The organism is Azospirillum sp. TSO22-1 (genome assembly GCF_003116015.1).
Taxonomy (GTDB): Bacteria; Pseudomonadota; Alphaproteobacteria; order Azospirillales; family Azospirillaceae; genus Azospirillum.
The window spans coordinates 59,131-73,484 of the sequence record NZ_LGQZ01000101.1 but is presented as its reverse complement, the minus strand read 5'-3'; the positions used below and the strand labels follow the sequence as shown (position 1 = coordinate 73,484).

Here is a 14,354-nt window from a genome sequence, read left to right as displayed (position 1 = left end):
GGCGCCTGGGTTGCCAGGCGCCCTTTTCGCGTTTGCCGCGTTCAGTGCCAGATGGGATTCGGATCCTGACCGCTGAAGCCGGCGACGAGATCGCCGGTCATGGACTGCACGCTCGGCGCGACGGCCAGCAAGGTCGACGACAGCATGGACCTCCCGTCGTCGAAGACGGCTCCGGCGGCACCCGCGCCCAGCCGGTCGCCCGCATCCGAGGCCGGGCCGGCGCCGAAGAAGGCCGTGGCGTCGGTATCGTACAGGCTCTCCCCGGCGGCAGCGGCCGACGCGCTCGTCGTGCTGCTGGCGGGCACGTAGTAGCCGATCCCCTCGTAACGGAAGGTGCCGGACAGGTTTGCGATCACCGAATACCGTTCGCTGGACGAGGCGGTGAAGAAATGCGATCCGCGCTGATAGTTGAAGAATCGGTACACCGCCGTGGCGCCGGCGGCCGGCGCGCTCTGCGAGTTGCCCTCGAAGGCGTAGTAGGACGTGCCCTCGTAGGAATAGATGTGGGACAGCGTGTTCATGATGCTGTTCCGCTCGGTCTCGCTGGCGGTGTAGAAGTGGTTCCCCAGTCCCTTGTGGAAGAAGCGGTAGACCGGCGAGGTGCCGGGGGCCGGGCTGCTAGCCGCGTTGAACGCCTCGCCCTCGTAATGGAACTGCGGCAGGTTCTGCATCACGCTGTCCCGCTCGCTCGCCGACGCGGTGTAGAAGTGGAATCCGGTATCGACGTTGAAGAAGCGGTAGACGGGAGCGTCGGATCCGCTTGAGTTGGCGAACACCTGCGCCCGTATGGCGACGCTGAGAGGATCGTCGCTGCTGAAGCTGTAGTCCCGCCAAGCGACGGCAAAGCCGCCGCCGGTCAGCGCCGCGATGGTGGGAGTGGTCTGATTGTATCTGGTGGTGGTGTTGACGAGGAACTCGCTGCCCACAGCGGTGCCGCCGGCGGTAAACAGCCGACCATGCACCCCCCCACTGTCGGCATCGCCGCTGTCCACGTTGTACTCCTCCCAAGTGACGACGAAATTGCCGTCGCTCAGCACCGTGATGTTGGGGTTCGAAGTGCTCCTGCTGTCGATAACGGAGAACCCGCTGCCCACGCGGGTGCCGTCGTTGGCGAACAACTGTCCGTGAAGTCCGTAGGGGCTCCAGCTCCATATGGCGACGAAGCCGCCGCTGCTCAGCGCCGCAACGTGAGGCGCCCCCGGGCCGGTTGTGGCGGTGGAGGATGCGATTCCGAACTCGCTGCCCACACGGGAGCCATCAGCGGCATACATTTGCCCGACCGAGGAACCTTTCCCCTCGTCGTAACGCTGTTGCCACGTGACGACGAAGCCGCCGTTGTTCAGCGCCGCGACGCTCGGTAAATCGTGATTGAACGTCGGGAAGTGGGCCGGGTCAGGCTGATAGTTGGACTGATTGATGAGGAACTCGCTGCCTGAACGGGTGCCGTCGGGGTTGAACAGCTGCCCGCGCAAGGCCCAGCCGATGTTGTAATCGTTGCTCCGACTGCTGTCTCTCCAGACGGCGACGAAGCTGCCGTTGCTCAGCCCCGCCAGAACCCTGTTCTCCTGGCTGTTGGTGGTGGTGGCGTTGAAGAAGAGTTCGCCTCCGGAGCGGCTGCCATCCGCCGCGAACACCTGCCCGCGCACCCCCGCAGCAGAAGTATCGCCGCCGGTCTCACTGTAGTCGGTCCAGGAAATAACGAATCCGCCGTTGCTCAGCGCCGTGATTGCAGGCTCATACTGATACAGGAAGGTGTTGGTGTTGACCAGGATCTCGCCGCCAACCCGGGCACCGCTGGCGGAGTGGACCTGCGCGCGCACCGCCCACATGCTCGTGTCGCCGCCGGTATGGCTGAAGTCCGTCCACGTTACGACGAAGCCACCGTTGCTCAGCGCCGTGATTTTCGGGTCTTCCTGGTTGAGATAGATCGTGGTGGGAACCAAGAACTCGCTTCCGCTCTTTCCGTAGGCCATGACCCGGGCTTCCTTCGATCGCCGGCGTTGGTGAAGCCTCGCCTCGGCTCCGGTCACAGCATACGCGCGCGGATTGCACGTGAGAAGGTGGAACCGCAATGTTTGCAGGTAAGTCTCCGGAATATGGATGCCAAAAAGCTGTATCGCCGACTGCAGGGCGTGGCCGACGCTGGCCCGAAGACGGTGCGGGTCGCGCCGCTTCCCTAGACCCATCCCCCTCCACCCCGGCGGGAGGGAAGGCCGGTTCACCCCACCGCCAGCTGCGCGACCCGCTCGCGGAACTGCTCGTCCAGGCGGTGGACGCGCATGTAGAGGCGGTGGCTGCGCTCCAGCAGGCTGCGCAGGCCGCCCGGCAGGTCCTCGTTGTCGGGGCCGGAGGGGTCGGAGCAGATCTCGCCGCCGGACAGCGCGAACTCCTCGGACGCGGCGACCTCGCGGGTGATCTCGCCGGCGTGCACCGCCTTCTGCGCCAGCAGCCACGCCATCACCTGGGTCAGGCGGCTGGTCACCCGCATGCTCTCGTAGCTGATCTGGAGCCGCACGTGCGGCGGCAGGCTCCGGTGGTCGCCGGATTCGTGATAGGCGATGTAGTTGCGCGCCTCGATGAGCAGCGCCATCGTCTCGTCGTACGTCCCATTGAAGAACGTGGCAGCGATCACGGCCGAATTCCTCCCGCGGCCGCGAGGCCCGTGACCGAGCGTGGCGGCAACTGATTAACAAAAAATGAGTTGCGCCGGGTCCCCGACGGCCGCTCCGACTCTTGGCCGAGGCCCCTCTTGAACGGCGCGAAGCCCTGATTATGTCTAACGGCGCTGGTGGACGCCCATTCGGGGTCCGCCGGCGCAACGCCAGCGGGAGCCGACCTTGGTGGTGGTTCCCGATCGCAATATCGCTCGCTTGGAGGATATGTCATGCGCACCTACGACCTTTCGCCTCTGTTCCGTTCGACCGTCGGCTTCGACCGTCTGACGCGCCTGCTCGAAGGCGCGACGGCGTCCGACGAGGCCACCTCCTACCCGCCCTACAACATCGAAAAGCTGGGCGACGCCGCCTACCGGATCAGCATGGCCGTCGCCGGCTTCGCTCCGGAGGATCTGGAGATCACCGCGCAGCAGAACTCGCTGGTGGTCACTGGCAAAGCTAAGAAGGAGCAGGAGACCGGCCAATTCCTCTACCGGGGTATCGCCGGTCGCGCTTTCGAGCGCCGCTTTCAGCTGGCCGACTTCATCAAGGTGAGTGGCGCCAGGCTGGAGAACGGCCTGCTGCACATCGAGCTGGCCCGCGAGATCCCCGAGGCGATGAAGCCGCGCGCCATCCGGATCGAGACGTCCGGCCAGCGCCAGCCGGCGCTGGCCCAGCAGGCGGCGTAAAAGACCAAGTCCCTCCCCCGCCTCCGGCGGGGGAGGTTAGGAGGAGGCTGCAGCCTTTTGGAAAGGCCGTAGCCCCCACCCTTCCCACCGCCGGCCCGCGCCCGCCGCAGTCGCCGGGCGCCTCGCCCTTCCTCGCCGCGCTGAACCAGAGCCGGCCGCGCTGACGCTTCAGCGCCGCGCCGCCTCCTGCACGATGACGCCGTACCAGCCCAGGCCACGGTAGGTCTCGTACCCCGGCGTCAGCGCGAAGCCGACGACCGTGCCCTGGTCGTCGGTGTAGCATCCCTGCTTCTGCCCGTCCGACTTCAGCGGGAAGGTCTCGGCCAGCACGCCGCGGCCATCGGACGAGGCGATGACCCGGTGCCGACGGTCGAGCAGCAGGCTGCGCGTGCGCCCCCTCTCGTCGTCGCCGAGGCGGACGCCGTCGAGAACCGCCTTCGACTGAGCCTGCCAGTCGAAGAAGATGCCCAGAACGCCGAGAACCGCGCCGTCCGGTTCGCCGCCGGCGCGGATCGCCGTGGCGTAGGTGGCGACGGTGCTGCGCTCCAGCGCGTCGTTCACGGCGATGTCGGCCACCGCGAAATCGTCACCGCTGCGCGTCTGCAGCGCCTCGCGGAACCAGGGCTCGCCCGCCACCGAGCTGCCGGCAGCGCGGCGGTAGCGGTCGGGCCGGCCGTTGGCGATGACCGTGCCCTGCCGGTCGGCGATCCACAGGTCGAGGTAGACGGTGTAGGCGCCGAGGATCACCCCCAGGCGCTTCGACGCGTGGGCGCGGCGCTCCGCGGAAGGGTCGGCGGCGCAGTCCACCACGGCGCTGTCGGTCGCCCACCAGCGCACGTCGCAGGACCGCTCGTAGAGGTTCCGGTCGATGACATCGATCATGTTCAGCGACAGGTCGGCCAGCCGGTTGCCGCGCAGCTGCGCGACCAGCCGACGGCCCAGCGTGTCCAGTTCGCCGGTCTGCTCCGCCATGCGGCCGCGCAGTTCCTGTCCGATGCTGGTGATGCGTTCGGAGATCAGCTTGACCTCCTGCGCCACGACGGCGAACCCCCGACCCGCCTCCCCCGCCCGCATCGCCTCGATCAGTGCGTTCAGCGCCAGGATCTTGGTGGTGTTGGTGACCTCCTGGATCTCGTCCATCTTGCGGGTGGCGAGTTCCGACACCGCCCTGGACAGGGCGACGATGCGTTCGGGCATGGGCGCTTCCTCCGGCACATCCGCAGCACGTCTGCCCAAAACTCGGTCACGACGGCTGTCTTTTGAGCAAACTGTTCACCTGTTCATCATAACCAGACGAGCCAAAGTAATGATGCAGGCAAGATTCTTGATTATCTTCGCAAAAGACAGGCCACTTGCCTGCGACAAAATGCATTTTGTGCACCGCAACCGAACGCTTATCACAACAGGCAACAATGTACTGCGGGCGACACGCTCCGGCAGGCGCGGCGACTAGTGATATCCTTCCTCTACCTTGCCGCGAAAGACGCGGTAGGAATAGACGGTGTAGCCCAGGATGACCGGCAGCAGGAACGCCACCCCGACCAGCAGGAAGATCTGCGAATCGCGCGGCGACGCCGCGTCCCAGATGGTCAGCGCGCGCGGCACCACGTAGGGCCACAGGCTGATCGCCAGCCCCAGGAACGACAGCGCGAACAGCGCCATGGTCAGCACGAAGGGAGCCAACTCGCGCCGCCGCTGCAGCGCCGCGAACAGCGCCAGCACCACCGCCCCGGTCACCAGCGGCACCGGCGAGAGGTAGAGCAGGTTCGGCCAGCTGAACCAGCGCTCGCGGATCGCCGGGTGGGCGAAGGGCGTCCACAGGCTGACCACCACCAGGAACGCCGCCACCAGCGCCGCCAGCCACCACGCGGCGCGGTACGAGAAGCGCTGCAGGTGCCCCTCGGTCTTCAGCACCAGCCAGGTGGCGCCCAGGAGCGCGTAGCCGCACACCAGCCCTGCCCCGCACATGAGGTTGAACGGCGTCAGCCAGTCCAGGGCACCGCCGGTGTAGCGCCAGTTGCCGGCCTCGATGGCCTCCACCGGCACGCCGGTGATGAAGGCACCGAGCAGGATGCCCTGCATCACCGTCGCCACCAGCGAGCCCAGGAAGAACGATGCGTCCCACCACGGCCAGCGCAGCGTCGACTTGAAGCGGAACTCGAACGCCACGCCGCGGAAGATCAGGCCGAACAGCATGACCATGATCGGGATGTAGAAGGCCGGCAGCAATGTCGCGTAGGCCAGCGGGAACGCCCCCAGCAGCGACGCGCCGCCGAGGATCAGCCACGTCTCGTTGCCGTCCCAGATCGGCGCCACCGAGTTCATCATGGCGTCGCGGTCGCGCTTCTCCCGCACGAACGGGAACAGGATGCCGACGCCCAGGTCGAACCCGTCGAGCAGCACGTACATGAAGACGCCCAGCGCGATGATGGCGCTCCAGATCAGCGGCAGGTCCATGGCGCTCCCCTCCCCGTTCACGTCTGGCCCGCTCACGCCCGGCCGTAGAGCGTGCGGGCCTTGTCCTGGAAGTGCGGCGGCTCGGCGACGTAGTCCGGCCCGCGCCGCACCATGCGGAAGAAGAAGATCAGGAAGGCGGTCATCAGCACCGTGTAGGCCAGCAGGAACAGCGCCAGCGTCGCCGCCACCGACCCGGCCGGCAGCAGCGACACGCCGTCCGCCGTGCGCTGCAGCCCGTAGACCACCCAGGGCTGCCGCCCGACCTCGGTCACCGTCCAGCCGGCCAGCAGCGCCACGAAGCCCAGCGGCGACACCGCCACGCACAGCCGCTGGAACCAGCGCGCCCGGTACAGCCCGCCGCGCATGCGCAGCCACAGGCCGAGCGCCGCCACCAGCACGAACAGCATGCCTAGGGCGACCATCAGCCGGAACGCGAAGAAGACGATGGCGACCGGCGGCCGGTCCCGCGGCGGCACCTCCTTCAGCCCCTTCACCGCGCCGTCCAGCGAGTGGGTGAGGATCAGACTGCCGAGATGGGGGATGGAAAACTCGGCGTGGTTGCGCTCGGCCTGCTGGTCGGGGATGGCGAAGACCACGAAGGGGGCCGGCGCCCCGGTCTCCCACAGCGCCTCCATGGCGGCGACCTTCACCGGCTGGTGCTGCAGCGTGTTGAGGCCGTGTAGGTCACCGATGACCACCTGCGCCGGCGCGGCCAGCAGCGCCATCCACAGCGCCAGCGAGAAGGCGCGCCGGGCGAACTCCTCGTGCACGCCCTTCAGCAGGTACCATGCCGCGATCCCGCCGACCACCAGCGAGGTGCTCAGCAGGCAGGCCACCACCATGTGCGCGAAACGGTAGGGGAAGGACGGGTTGAACACCGCCGCCCACCAGTCTGTGGCGACCACCCGCCCGTTCTCGACGGCGAAGCCGGCCGGCGTCTGCATCCAGGAATTTCCGGCGAGGATCCAAAAGGCGGAGATGATGGTGCCCAGCGCCACCATGCCGGTGGCGAAGAAGTGCACGCGAGGGCTCACCCGGTGCCAGCCGAACAGCAGGATGCCGAGGAAACCGGCCTCCAGGAAGAAGGCGGTCAGCACCTCGTAGCTGATGATCGGCCCCAGCAGGTTGCCGGTGAAGGTGGAGAACCGGCTCCAGTTGGTGCCGAGCTGGTAGGACAGCACCAGCCCGGAAACCACGCCGACGCCGAAGGCCAGCGCGAAGATCCCGGCCCAGAAGCGCAGCAGGCGGTAGGCCAGCTCGTCCCGGCGGAAGAACCACTGCGCCTCCAGCACCACCAGGAACAGGCCGAGCCCGATGGTGAGCGCGGGAAACAGGATGTGGAAGCCGATGGTGAAGGCGAATTGCAGCCGGCTCAGCAGCAGCACATCCAGGTCCATGAACCCTCTCCCGCGACGCAGCAACGCCCCTGCGGTGAACGCAGCGGAGGCGTTACTGTTTCGGGAAACGGAAGACCTACCCCTCTCCCGCCCCGGGAGAGGGTGGGGCCCGCCCGTAGGGCGGGAGGGTGAGGGTGCCTGCAAGGATCCTTGAGTTTACCCTCACCCGGCCGCCTGCGGCGGCCACCCTCTCCCGGGACGGGAGAGGGTTGGCACCCCGCCGCCTTACACCTTGTACGCCAACCTCAACCCGCCCCAGTGGCGGCCGCGGATCATGATCGGGGCGGAGACGTCCTTCATCAGGACGAAGTTGCCGCCGCCCATGTCGCGGCGGTAGGTCTGCAGCAGGAACGGCTTCATGTTGCGCCCCGCCGCCAGGCCGACGCGGTCGTTGAAGATGCGGCGGTTGCGGCAGTTGGCGGCGTTCCACACCGGGTCCTTGCCCTGCGGCTGGCTGAATTTCCGGTTGTGGGTCGGCAGGTAGCCGTTGGTGTCGATCGCCACGCAGAAGACGATGCGCGGGTTCTCGCCCAGCACCGCCTCCTGCAGGTTCGGCAGCACGCGATCGCAGAAGGTGGTGCAGCGCGCCATCATCTGCTGCGGGTTGCTGCCGGGAACCGTCTGGTAGTTCTGGTCGAAGATGTCGGATTCTGAGATCTCGCCCTTCGCCACCGCGTCCTCGAACGCGGCGGAGATCTTGTCGGCGGTGCCGCGGGCGAGGCGGATGAACGGCGTGTCCACCGTCTCCACATCCAGCTCGGCGGTGATGCCGATCAGGCGCTCGCTCATGCCCAGCAGGGTGTTGATGCGGTCGCGGGCCTGCGCGAGGTTCTCGTTGGACAGCTGCACGCCCACCGCGAGGTCGGCGATCTCGTGCTCCAGGTCGGTGCAGTTGGTGCCGATCTCGGCCGCCGCGGCGTCAATCTTGTCGGTCTCGCCGGTCAGCTCCGCCATGGCGCGGCCGACGGTGTCGATGACGCCGCCGATGGCGGTGGTGCCCTCGCTGACCGCGCGCGCCTTGGCGGCGCTGGCCGAGCTTTCGGTCATCAGGCGCTGCGCCTGCTCGTTCAGGTATTTCAGCGTGGCGTCGATCTCGGACGTCGCTTCCGAGGTCTTGGTGGACAGCGCCTTCACCTCGCCCGCCACCACGGCGAAGCCGCGGCCCGCCTCGCCCGCCCGCGCCGCCTCGATGGTGGCGTTGAGCGCCAGCAGGTTGGTCTGCTTGGCGATGGCGTAGATCTCCTTGGCGACCTTGCCGACGCGCTCCAGCGCCTCGCGCAGGCCGGCGATCTGGCTCTCCATGCCGGCAACCGCGGCGACGAGGCCGTGGATGTCGCCGAGCGACTGCTGCACGCGGTCGTGCGACGTCTCGACCTCCTGGCGCGCCCGCTCGGTCACCGTCCGCGCCACCGAGGAGGCGGCGGAGATGTTGCGGGTGCTGGAGGTCATCTTGGCGCCGGTATCGCGAAGCTGCGCGAAAACTTCGGCCTGTTTGGCGATGCGGCCCGCGACATCGTCGACATGTCCGGCCACATCGGCGATTTCAATGCCCAACGTGCCCGCTTCCGCCGCGATGTCCGCGATCAGAAACGAGCGGTTGCCGAGGGTGCTGTCCATTGCGTCCGCCGTAACTGGGGTTTTTGTTGTAGCTGCTTTGAAGCGCTTCTTCCCGGGACGGATTATTGCGAAAATCTTGCGAATCCGCAACAACGGCGGACAGCCGGAAACCTCTCCAAATCCTCGTATAACAAGGATTTTACAGGCTTCCACCGCTCCGGCCCAAAAACGGCCGTATTGGACTATGGTCGGGGTTGAATTACCGGTCCGCCGCGATCCGGTTGTCTAGGCGTTCATCGTTCAACCCGGCGGGCTCCTGGTGGATCAGCACCTCGGCGTTGGCGAAGGCGGCGCGCAGCGTCCGCTCGACCGCGTCCGTGATGTCGTGCGCCCGCACGAGATCGAGGTGAGGATCCAGTTCAAGGTGCAACTCGATGAACACGCCGGTGCCGGAGCTGCGGGTGCGCAGGTCGTGCATGCCGCGCACCGGCTCGTGCGAGCGCACCAGGTCGGCGATGCGCGCGCGCTCGTCCTCCGGCAGCTCGCGGTCCATCAGCACGGCAAGCGCGTCGCGTGCGATGCCCAGGGCGCCGTACACCAGGAAGCCGGCGATGCCGATGCCGAACAGCGGGTCGACCGCGCCGACCCCGGTCCAGCGGTTGAGCAGCAGCGCGGTGATCACCGCCGCGTTCATCAGCAGATCACCGGCGTAGTGCAGCCGGTCCGCCCCGATGGCAACCGAACCGGTGTGCCGCACCACGTAGCGCTGGAAGGTGACCAGCGCCGCGGTCAGCATCATGGACAGCAGCATGACGGCGACGCCGATTGCGGTCTCGCCCACCGGCGCGGGGGAGATCAGCCGGCGCACCGCCTCGATCAGCAGGAACGCCGCCGAGCCGCCGATGAACGCCGCCTGCGCCAGCGCCGCCAGCCCCTCCGCCTTGCCGTGGCCGAAACGGTGGGCGGTGTCGGCCGGGCGCAGCGCGTGCCGGACGCCGAGCAGCGTCACCACCGACGCCATCAGGTCGGTCGAGGAGTCGATGAGCGAGGACAGGATGCTCACCGATTCGGTCAGCAGATAGGCGGCCAGCTTGGCGACGATCAGCGTCGACGCCATGGCGACGCTGGCGTAGGTCGCCCAGCGGCGCAGCCGCGCGGCCTTGTCCTCGCCCCCATCGTCGACGGCGGTCATCACGGGAACAGCCGCTGCGTCGTCCAGCCGTCGCCGGCGCGCAGGTACTCGATGCGCTCGTGCAGGCGGAACGGCTTGTCGGTCCAGAACTCGATGCGCGCCGGCAGCACGCGGAAGCCGGTCCAGTGCTCCGGCCGCGGCACGGCCCCCAAGCCGAACTTGGCCGCGTACTGGGCGACGCGCTTCTCCAGCTCCCAGCGCCCCTCCATCGGGCGCGACTGGCGGGACGCCCAGGCGCCGATGCGGCTGTCGCGCGCACGGCTGTCGAAATAGGCGTCGGCCTCGGCGTCGGTGACCCGCTCGACCGCGCCCTCGACCCGCACCTGCCGGCGCAGCGACTTCCAATGGAAGCACAGCGCCGCGTTGGCGTTGGCCGTCAACTGCTCGCCCTTGCGGCTTTCCGTGTTGGTGTAGAAGACGAAGCCGCGGGCATCGATGCCCTTCAGCAGCACCATGCGCACCGACGGCCGGCCCTCGGCGTCGGCGGTGGCCAGCGCCATGGCGTTGGGGTCGTTCGGCTCGCCGCGGGTGGCCTCCTCCATCCACGCGGCGAACAGCGCGTAGGGGTCCTGATCGGTCACGTCGCTCATCTCCCGCCCAGCCTTTCGGCGCTCTCCGATGCAAGACGCTTGATCACAGCGTCGTCGCAATTCACAGATAGCGTGCGTTCGCATATATCACTGTCCGTCGGGACGGGGGCGCTCCAATTGCGGATGGCGCCCATGAAAAAGCGACGCAGGCAACAGTTCGAGGCAGGCACCATGTTCAAGACGTTCATCCCCGTGCTCGCGGCCGCGGCCCTGCTGGCCGGCTGCCAGTCCACCACCAAGGAGACCGCGAGCAATCCCGCCAACACCTTCGGGGGTGTGATCAACTCGCAGTACGGCGCCTCCGCCAACCAGAAGCTGGCGCAGAGCGGCACCGCCACCATGCTGGGCGCCTTCATCGGCAAGGAGGCGAAGATCGAGCAGGCCGACCTGCCGCAGGCCGAGGCCGCCGCGAAGCGCGCCTACGCCGCCCCGGTCGGCGAGCGCATCTTCTGGAACAACCCGCAGACCGGCAACTCCGGCACCATCACCAGCACCCGCGAGGGCTACAACTCCGCCGGCACCTACTGCCGGGAGTACCAGCAGACGGTCACCGTCGCCAACCAGACGGAGCTGATCTACGGAACCGCTTGCAAGCAGGCGGACGGTGCGTGGAAGATCGTCACCAACAGCTGATCGGCCAGCCGATCGGCATTCAAGGCCCCGGCCGGGGTAAAGGAACAGTCTGCTCGTGGCCCAGATTCGCGATCCCTACACCGTCCTCGGCGTGACCAAAGGCGACAGCGCCGACGACATCAAGAAGGCGTATCGCAGGCTCGCCAAGCAGCACCACCCCGACCTCAAGCCGGGACATCCCGGCAACGAGGAGCGCTTCAAGGAGATCTCGGCGGCCTACGCGCTGCTGTCCGATCCCGTGAAGCGCGCCCGGTACGACCGCGGCGAGGTGGACGCGTCCGGCAACGAGCGGCACGCCGGTTTCGGCGGCCGCTCCGCGCACGGCGCCCGCTCGCGCGCCCACGCGCCGGGCGGCGGGGCCGGCGCGGCGGACGAGGGTGCCGGCGCCTGGGGCGACGACTGGTTCTCCGACCTGTTCGGCGGACGCAAGCGGCCGGGCGCCGGGGCCGGGGCCTCGGGCGGCGCCAAGGCGCGCGGCACCGACATCGCGTACTCGGTCACCGTGCCGTTCCTGGAGGCCGCCAACGGTACCAAGCGGCGCATCAGCCTGTCGAACGGCAAGAGCATCGACGTCGCCATCCCGCCCGGCACCGAGAACGAGCAGAAGCTGCGCCTGAAGGGCCAGGGCCTGAACGGCCTGGGCGGGGCGCCGGCCGGCGACGCCATCGTCGAGGTGCACGTCGAGCCGCACCCGCACTTCACCCGCCAGGACGGCGACATCCACGTCGAGGTGCCGATCACCCTGAACGAGGCGGTGCTCGGCGCCACCATCCGCGTGCCGACGGTGAGCGGCCCGGTGGCGGTGAAGGTGCCGCCGGGGTCCAACACCGGCTCCACGCTGCGCCTGCGCGGCAAGGGCGTGGTCAGCCAGAAGACCAAGGCGGCCGGCGACCAGTACGTCAAGCTGAAGGTCGTCCTGCCCGACCCGCCGGACGCCGAACTGGTCCAGTTCATGGAAAAGTGGTCGAAGACGCGCAGCTACGACGTGCGCAGGAAGGCGGGGCTGGAATAGGGCGCCGCAAGGCGCCCCCCCTCATACCGGCGGCGCATGATCACTGCCAGTGAGCGCCGCCGGCCAAACCCGACAGATCAATGCGATAGCATTGATCGATAGGGTGATGCGGACGACGCCTTCAGGCGCCGGCCGTATCACATCGTGTGCTCGACCAGGATCTTCACGCCGATCGCGATCAGCCCCAGGCCGCCGACCAGCTCCGCCCGCTTGCCGAACAGCGGCCCCGCCGCGCGGCCCATCAGGACGCCGCCCGAGGCCATGCCGAAGGTCACCAGGCCGATCAGCAGGCAGGTGCCGACGATGTCCACGTCCACCACCGCCAGCGACACGCCCACCGCGGCGGCGTCGATGGAGGTCGCCACCGCCATCAGGAACAGCTGGCCCAGCGCCAGCCGGCCGTTCGGCGAGTCGTCCTCCGCGTCGGAAAAGCTCTCCCACAGCATCTTGCCGCCGACGCCGAGTAGCAGCAGGAAGGCGATCCAGTGGTCCACCGCCTCGACGTACGCGGCGAAGGTCAGGCCGAGCGCGAAGCCGATCAGCGGGGTCGCCAGTTGCACCCCGCCGAACATCGCGCCGACGCGCAGCGCCTCGCCCACGCCGGGACGGCGCAGCACCGCGCCGGTGCCGAGCGCGGCGGCAAAGGAGTCCATGGACAGGCTGAAGGCGAGGATCAGGGCGGTGGCGTAGCTCATGAACCCGGCGCGCGAAAGGGGTAGGGACGCGGCCATGGCTATCAGACTATGAACAGCTGTTCAAATGTTATCCCCGTGACCGGTCACGACGAGGAGCGCCGCCGCGCGCTCAGCGGCACCGCGCCGCTGCCGCCGGGCTCTTGGTCGGACAGCAGCGTCTTCAGCGGCACGCCGAGGATCTCCTGCTGCGCGGTCTCGGCGGCGTCGAGCAGCTGGGCAGTGCGCTCCTGCCAGGGCAGCTCCAGGCCGCCGATGTTGCGCACCGGGCCACGCAGGCCGATGCCCAGCGCCTTCATCAAGTCGAACAGCGTCGCCTCGGTCAGGTCGCGGGTCACCACCCAGGCGTCGCGCGTGGTGTGCGCCACCCAGTGGGCGTCGCGCAGCTGCTCGAGGATGCCGTCGATCAGCACCGCGCCCACCGGCACCCGCTGCACCAGCGTGCGCCGCCGCATGCCGACGCCCAGGCGGTTGGCGTCCATCAGCTCGTGCAGCACCGCCAGCGCCAGCGCCAAGCGCTGGCCGGGCAGCAGCCCCTCCGGCCCGCCGCGGGTGATCTTGCCGGCGCGCCATTCCGGCAGCCCGGCGGTGATGACCGCGCCGAACAGCACGGTGGACCACGCCACGTACAGCCAGAACAGGAAGATCGGCACCGTCGCCAGCGCGCCGTAGATGGTCTGGTAGGCCGGGAACTCCAGCATGTACCAGGCGAAGCCGGCCTTCGACGCCTCCAGCAGCAGCGAGCCCACCGCGCCGCCGCCCACCGCGTCCATCCACAGCACCGCGCGGTTCGGGATGATGAGGTAGAGCAGCGAGCAGCCGATCCATTGCAGCAGCAGCGGCAGCAGCCCGCTGAACCCGGCGGCGGGGGCGGCCAGCTCCTCCAGGTGGACCATGCGCAGCGCGTTCCACAGCTGGCTGGACAGCGTCAGGCTGGCGCCGGCGAACAGCGGGGTCAGCGACACCACGGCCCAGAAGGAGAGGATGCGCGTGACCATCGAGCGCGGCTCCCTCACCCGCCAGATGGACGCGAACGAGCCCTCGATGGTCCAGATCAGCAGCACCGCGGAGACCGCCAGACCGATGACGCCGAAGATCGGCATCTGCCCGGCGTTGGCCATGAAGTGCCCGAGATACTCCAGGATGGCGTCGCCGATCTGCGGCACCATGTTGCGGAAGATCAGCTCCTGCATGCGCTTCTGCAGCTCGGCGAAGGCCGGGAACGCCGAGAAGATGGCGAAGCCGATGGTCATGATCGGCACGATGGCGAGCAGCGTCGTGTAGGTCAGTGACGCCGCCGTCTGGAAGCAGTTGTCGTTGTAGTAGCGCATCGCCGCGTGGCCGAGGAAGCCGAACAGCTCCCGCACCATGCGCACGACCCTGGGCTTGCGCCGGCGCTCCACGAAGGGCTTGGCCGCGGCCGGCTCCGTCATAGGACGTCCTCCCCCGGCCGGTTTGACCCGGCGTGTCTTTCGTGTAGG

General features: G+C 68.3%; 13 protein-coding genes. 3 read left to right on the top strand and 10 right to left on the bottom strand.

Annotated features, from left to right (window positions below):
• Positions 1–41 precede the first annotated feature (41 nt).
• Positions 42–1,973 carry a hypothetical protein gene (locus TSO221_RS24485; protein WP_109121131.1) on the bottom strand — a complete coding sequence of 644 codons (1,932 nt, stop codon included), beginning with the start codon at positions 1,971–1,973 and terminating at the stop codon, positions 42–44.
• Between the two features lie 245 nt (positions 1,974–2,218).
• On the bottom strand, positions 2,219–2,632 hold the full coding sequence (locus TSO221_RS24480; RefSeq protein ID WP_109121130.1) for a DUF1465 family protein: 414 nt from the start codon (positions 2,630–2,632) through the stop codon (positions 2,219–2,221).
• A gap of 252 nt (positions 2,633–2,884) precedes the next feature.
• On the opposite strand from TSO221_RS24480, the gene TSO221_RS24475 reads away from it, so the two are divergent.
• Entirely contained in the window at positions 2,885–3,343 is a 459-nt protein-coding gene (locus TSO221_RS24475) for an Hsp20 family protein (protein WP_109121129.1), read from the top strand.
• A 168-nt stretch (positions 3,344–3,511) separates the two neighbouring features.
• Here TSO221_RS24475 and TSO221_RS36880 read toward each other — a convergent pair whose 3' ends face one another.
• The 6 genes from TSO221_RS36880 to pdxH form a co-directional block, all read right to left on the bottom strand.
• Positions 3,512–4,540: a methyl-accepting chemotaxis protein gene (locus tag TSO221_RS36880; RefSeq protein WP_109121128.1), complete on the bottom strand. Its 1,029-nt coding sequence runs from the start codon at positions 4,538–4,540 to the stop codon at positions 3,512–3,514.
• A 252-nt stretch (positions 4,541–4,792) separates the two neighbouring features.
• Entirely contained in the window at positions 4,793–5,800 is a 1,008-nt protein-coding gene (cydB, locus tag TSO221_RS24465) for a cytochrome d ubiquinol oxidase subunit II (protein WP_109121127.1), read from the bottom strand.
• Between the two features lie 32 nt (positions 5,801–5,832).
• Complete coding sequence (locus TSO221_RS24460) at positions 5,833–7,197, bottom strand: cytochrome ubiquinol oxidase subunit I (protein ID WP_109121126.1); 1,365 nt, start codon at positions 7,195–7,197, stop codon at positions 5,833–5,835.
• Positions 7,198–7,422: 225 nt separating this feature from the next.
• Positions 7,423–8,814 (bottom strand): methyl-accepting chemotaxis protein, encoded by a 1,392-nt coding sequence (locus TSO221_RS24455; protein WP_109121125.1) that lies wholly within the window; start codon positions 8,812–8,814, stop codon positions 7,423–7,425.
• A 199-nt stretch (positions 8,815–9,013) separates the two neighbouring features.
• Positions 9,014–9,946 (bottom strand): cation diffusion facilitator family transporter, encoded by a 933-nt coding sequence (locus TSO221_RS24450; protein ID WP_109121124.1) that lies wholly within the window; start codon positions 9,944–9,946, stop codon positions 9,014–9,016.
• Positions 9,946–10,536 carry a pyridoxamine 5'-phosphate oxidase gene (gene pdxH / locus TSO221_RS24445; protein ID WP_109121123.1) on the bottom strand — a complete coding sequence of 197 codons (591 nt, stop codon included), beginning with the start codon at positions 10,534–10,536 and terminating at the stop codon, positions 9,946–9,948. The genes TSO221_RS24450 and pdxH overlap by 1 nt, the downstream gene beginning before the upstream one ends.
• A gap of 171 nt (positions 10,537–10,707) precedes the next feature.
• Between pdxH and TSO221_RS24440 the strand changes: the two genes are divergently transcribed.
• Together TSO221_RS24440 and TSO221_RS24435 are read left to right on the top strand one after the other, a co-directional pair.
• On the top strand, positions 10,708–11,169 hold the full coding sequence (locus TSO221_RS24440) for an RT0821/Lpp0805 family surface protein (protein ID WP_109121122.1): 462 nt from the start codon (positions 10,708–10,710) through the stop codon (positions 11,167–11,169).
• A gap of 64 nt (positions 11,170–11,233) precedes the next feature.
• Positions 11,234–12,181: a J domain-containing protein gene (locus tag TSO221_RS24435; protein WP_109121164.1), complete on the top strand. Its 948-nt coding sequence runs from the start codon at positions 11,234–11,236 to the stop codon at positions 12,179–12,181.
• Positions 12,182–12,318: 137 nt separating this feature from the next.
• Here the strand turns inward: TSO221_RS24435 and TSO221_RS24430 are convergent, their stop codons facing one another.
• Both TSO221_RS24430 and TSO221_RS24425 read right to left on the bottom strand, forming a co-directional pair.
• Positions 12,319–12,876, bottom strand: a complete 558-nt coding sequence (locus tag TSO221_RS24430; protein ID WP_109121163.1) for a manganese efflux pump MntP family protein — start codon at positions 12,874–12,876, stop codon at positions 12,319–12,321.
• An 83-nt stretch (positions 12,877–12,959) separates the two neighbouring features.
• Positions 12,960–14,306: a YihY family inner membrane protein gene (locus TSO221_RS24425; protein ID WP_247878234.1), complete on the bottom strand. Its 1,347-nt coding sequence runs from the start codon at positions 14,304–14,306 to the stop codon at positions 12,960–12,962.
• Positions 14,307–14,354 lie beyond the last annotated feature (48 nt).

Coding starts and splice junctions, on each gene's coding strand:
- TSO221_RS24485 (WP_109121131.1), bottom strand. CDS start 1,973: ATGGCCTACGGAAAGAGCGGAAGCGAGTTCTTGGTTCCCACCACGATC.
- cydB (WP_109121127.1), bottom strand. CDS start 5,800: ATGGACCTGCCGCTGATCTGGAGCGCCATCATCGCGCTGGGCGTCTTC.
- TSO221_RS24455 (WP_109121125.1), bottom strand. CDS start 8,814: ATGGACAGCACCCTCGGCAACCGCTCGTTTCTGATCGCGGACATCGCG.
- TSO221_RS24440 (WP_109121122.1), top strand. CDS start 10,708: ATGTTCAAGACGTTCATCCCCGTGCTCGCGGCCGCGGCCCTGCTGGCC.
- TSO221_RS24430 (WP_109121163.1), bottom strand. CDS start 12,876: ATGAGCTACGCCACCGCCCTGATCCTCGCCTTCAGCCTGTCCATGGAC.
- TSO221_RS24450 (WP_109121124.1), bottom strand. CDS start 9,946: ATGACCGCCGTCGACGATGGGGGCGAGGACAAGGCCGCGCGGCTGCGC.
- TSO221_RS36880 (WP_109121128.1), bottom strand. CDS start 4,540: ATGCCCGAACGCATCGTCGCCCTGTCCAGGGCGGTGTCGGAACTCGCC.
- pdxH (WP_109121123.1), bottom strand. CDS start 10,536: ATGAGCGACGTGACCGATCAGGACCCCTACGCGCTGTTCGCCGCGTGG.
- TSO221_RS24475 (WP_109121129.1), top strand. CDS start 2,885: ATGCGCACCTACGACCTTTCGCCTCTGTTCCGTTCGACCGTCGGCTTC.
- TSO221_RS24425 (WP_247878234.1), bottom strand. CDS start 14,306: ATGACGGAGCCGGCCGCGGCCAAGCCCTTCGTGGAGCGCCGGCGCAAG.
- TSO221_RS24460 (WP_109121126.1), bottom strand. CDS start 7,197: ATGGACCTGGATGTGCTGCTGCTGAGCCGGCTGCAATTCGCCTTCACC.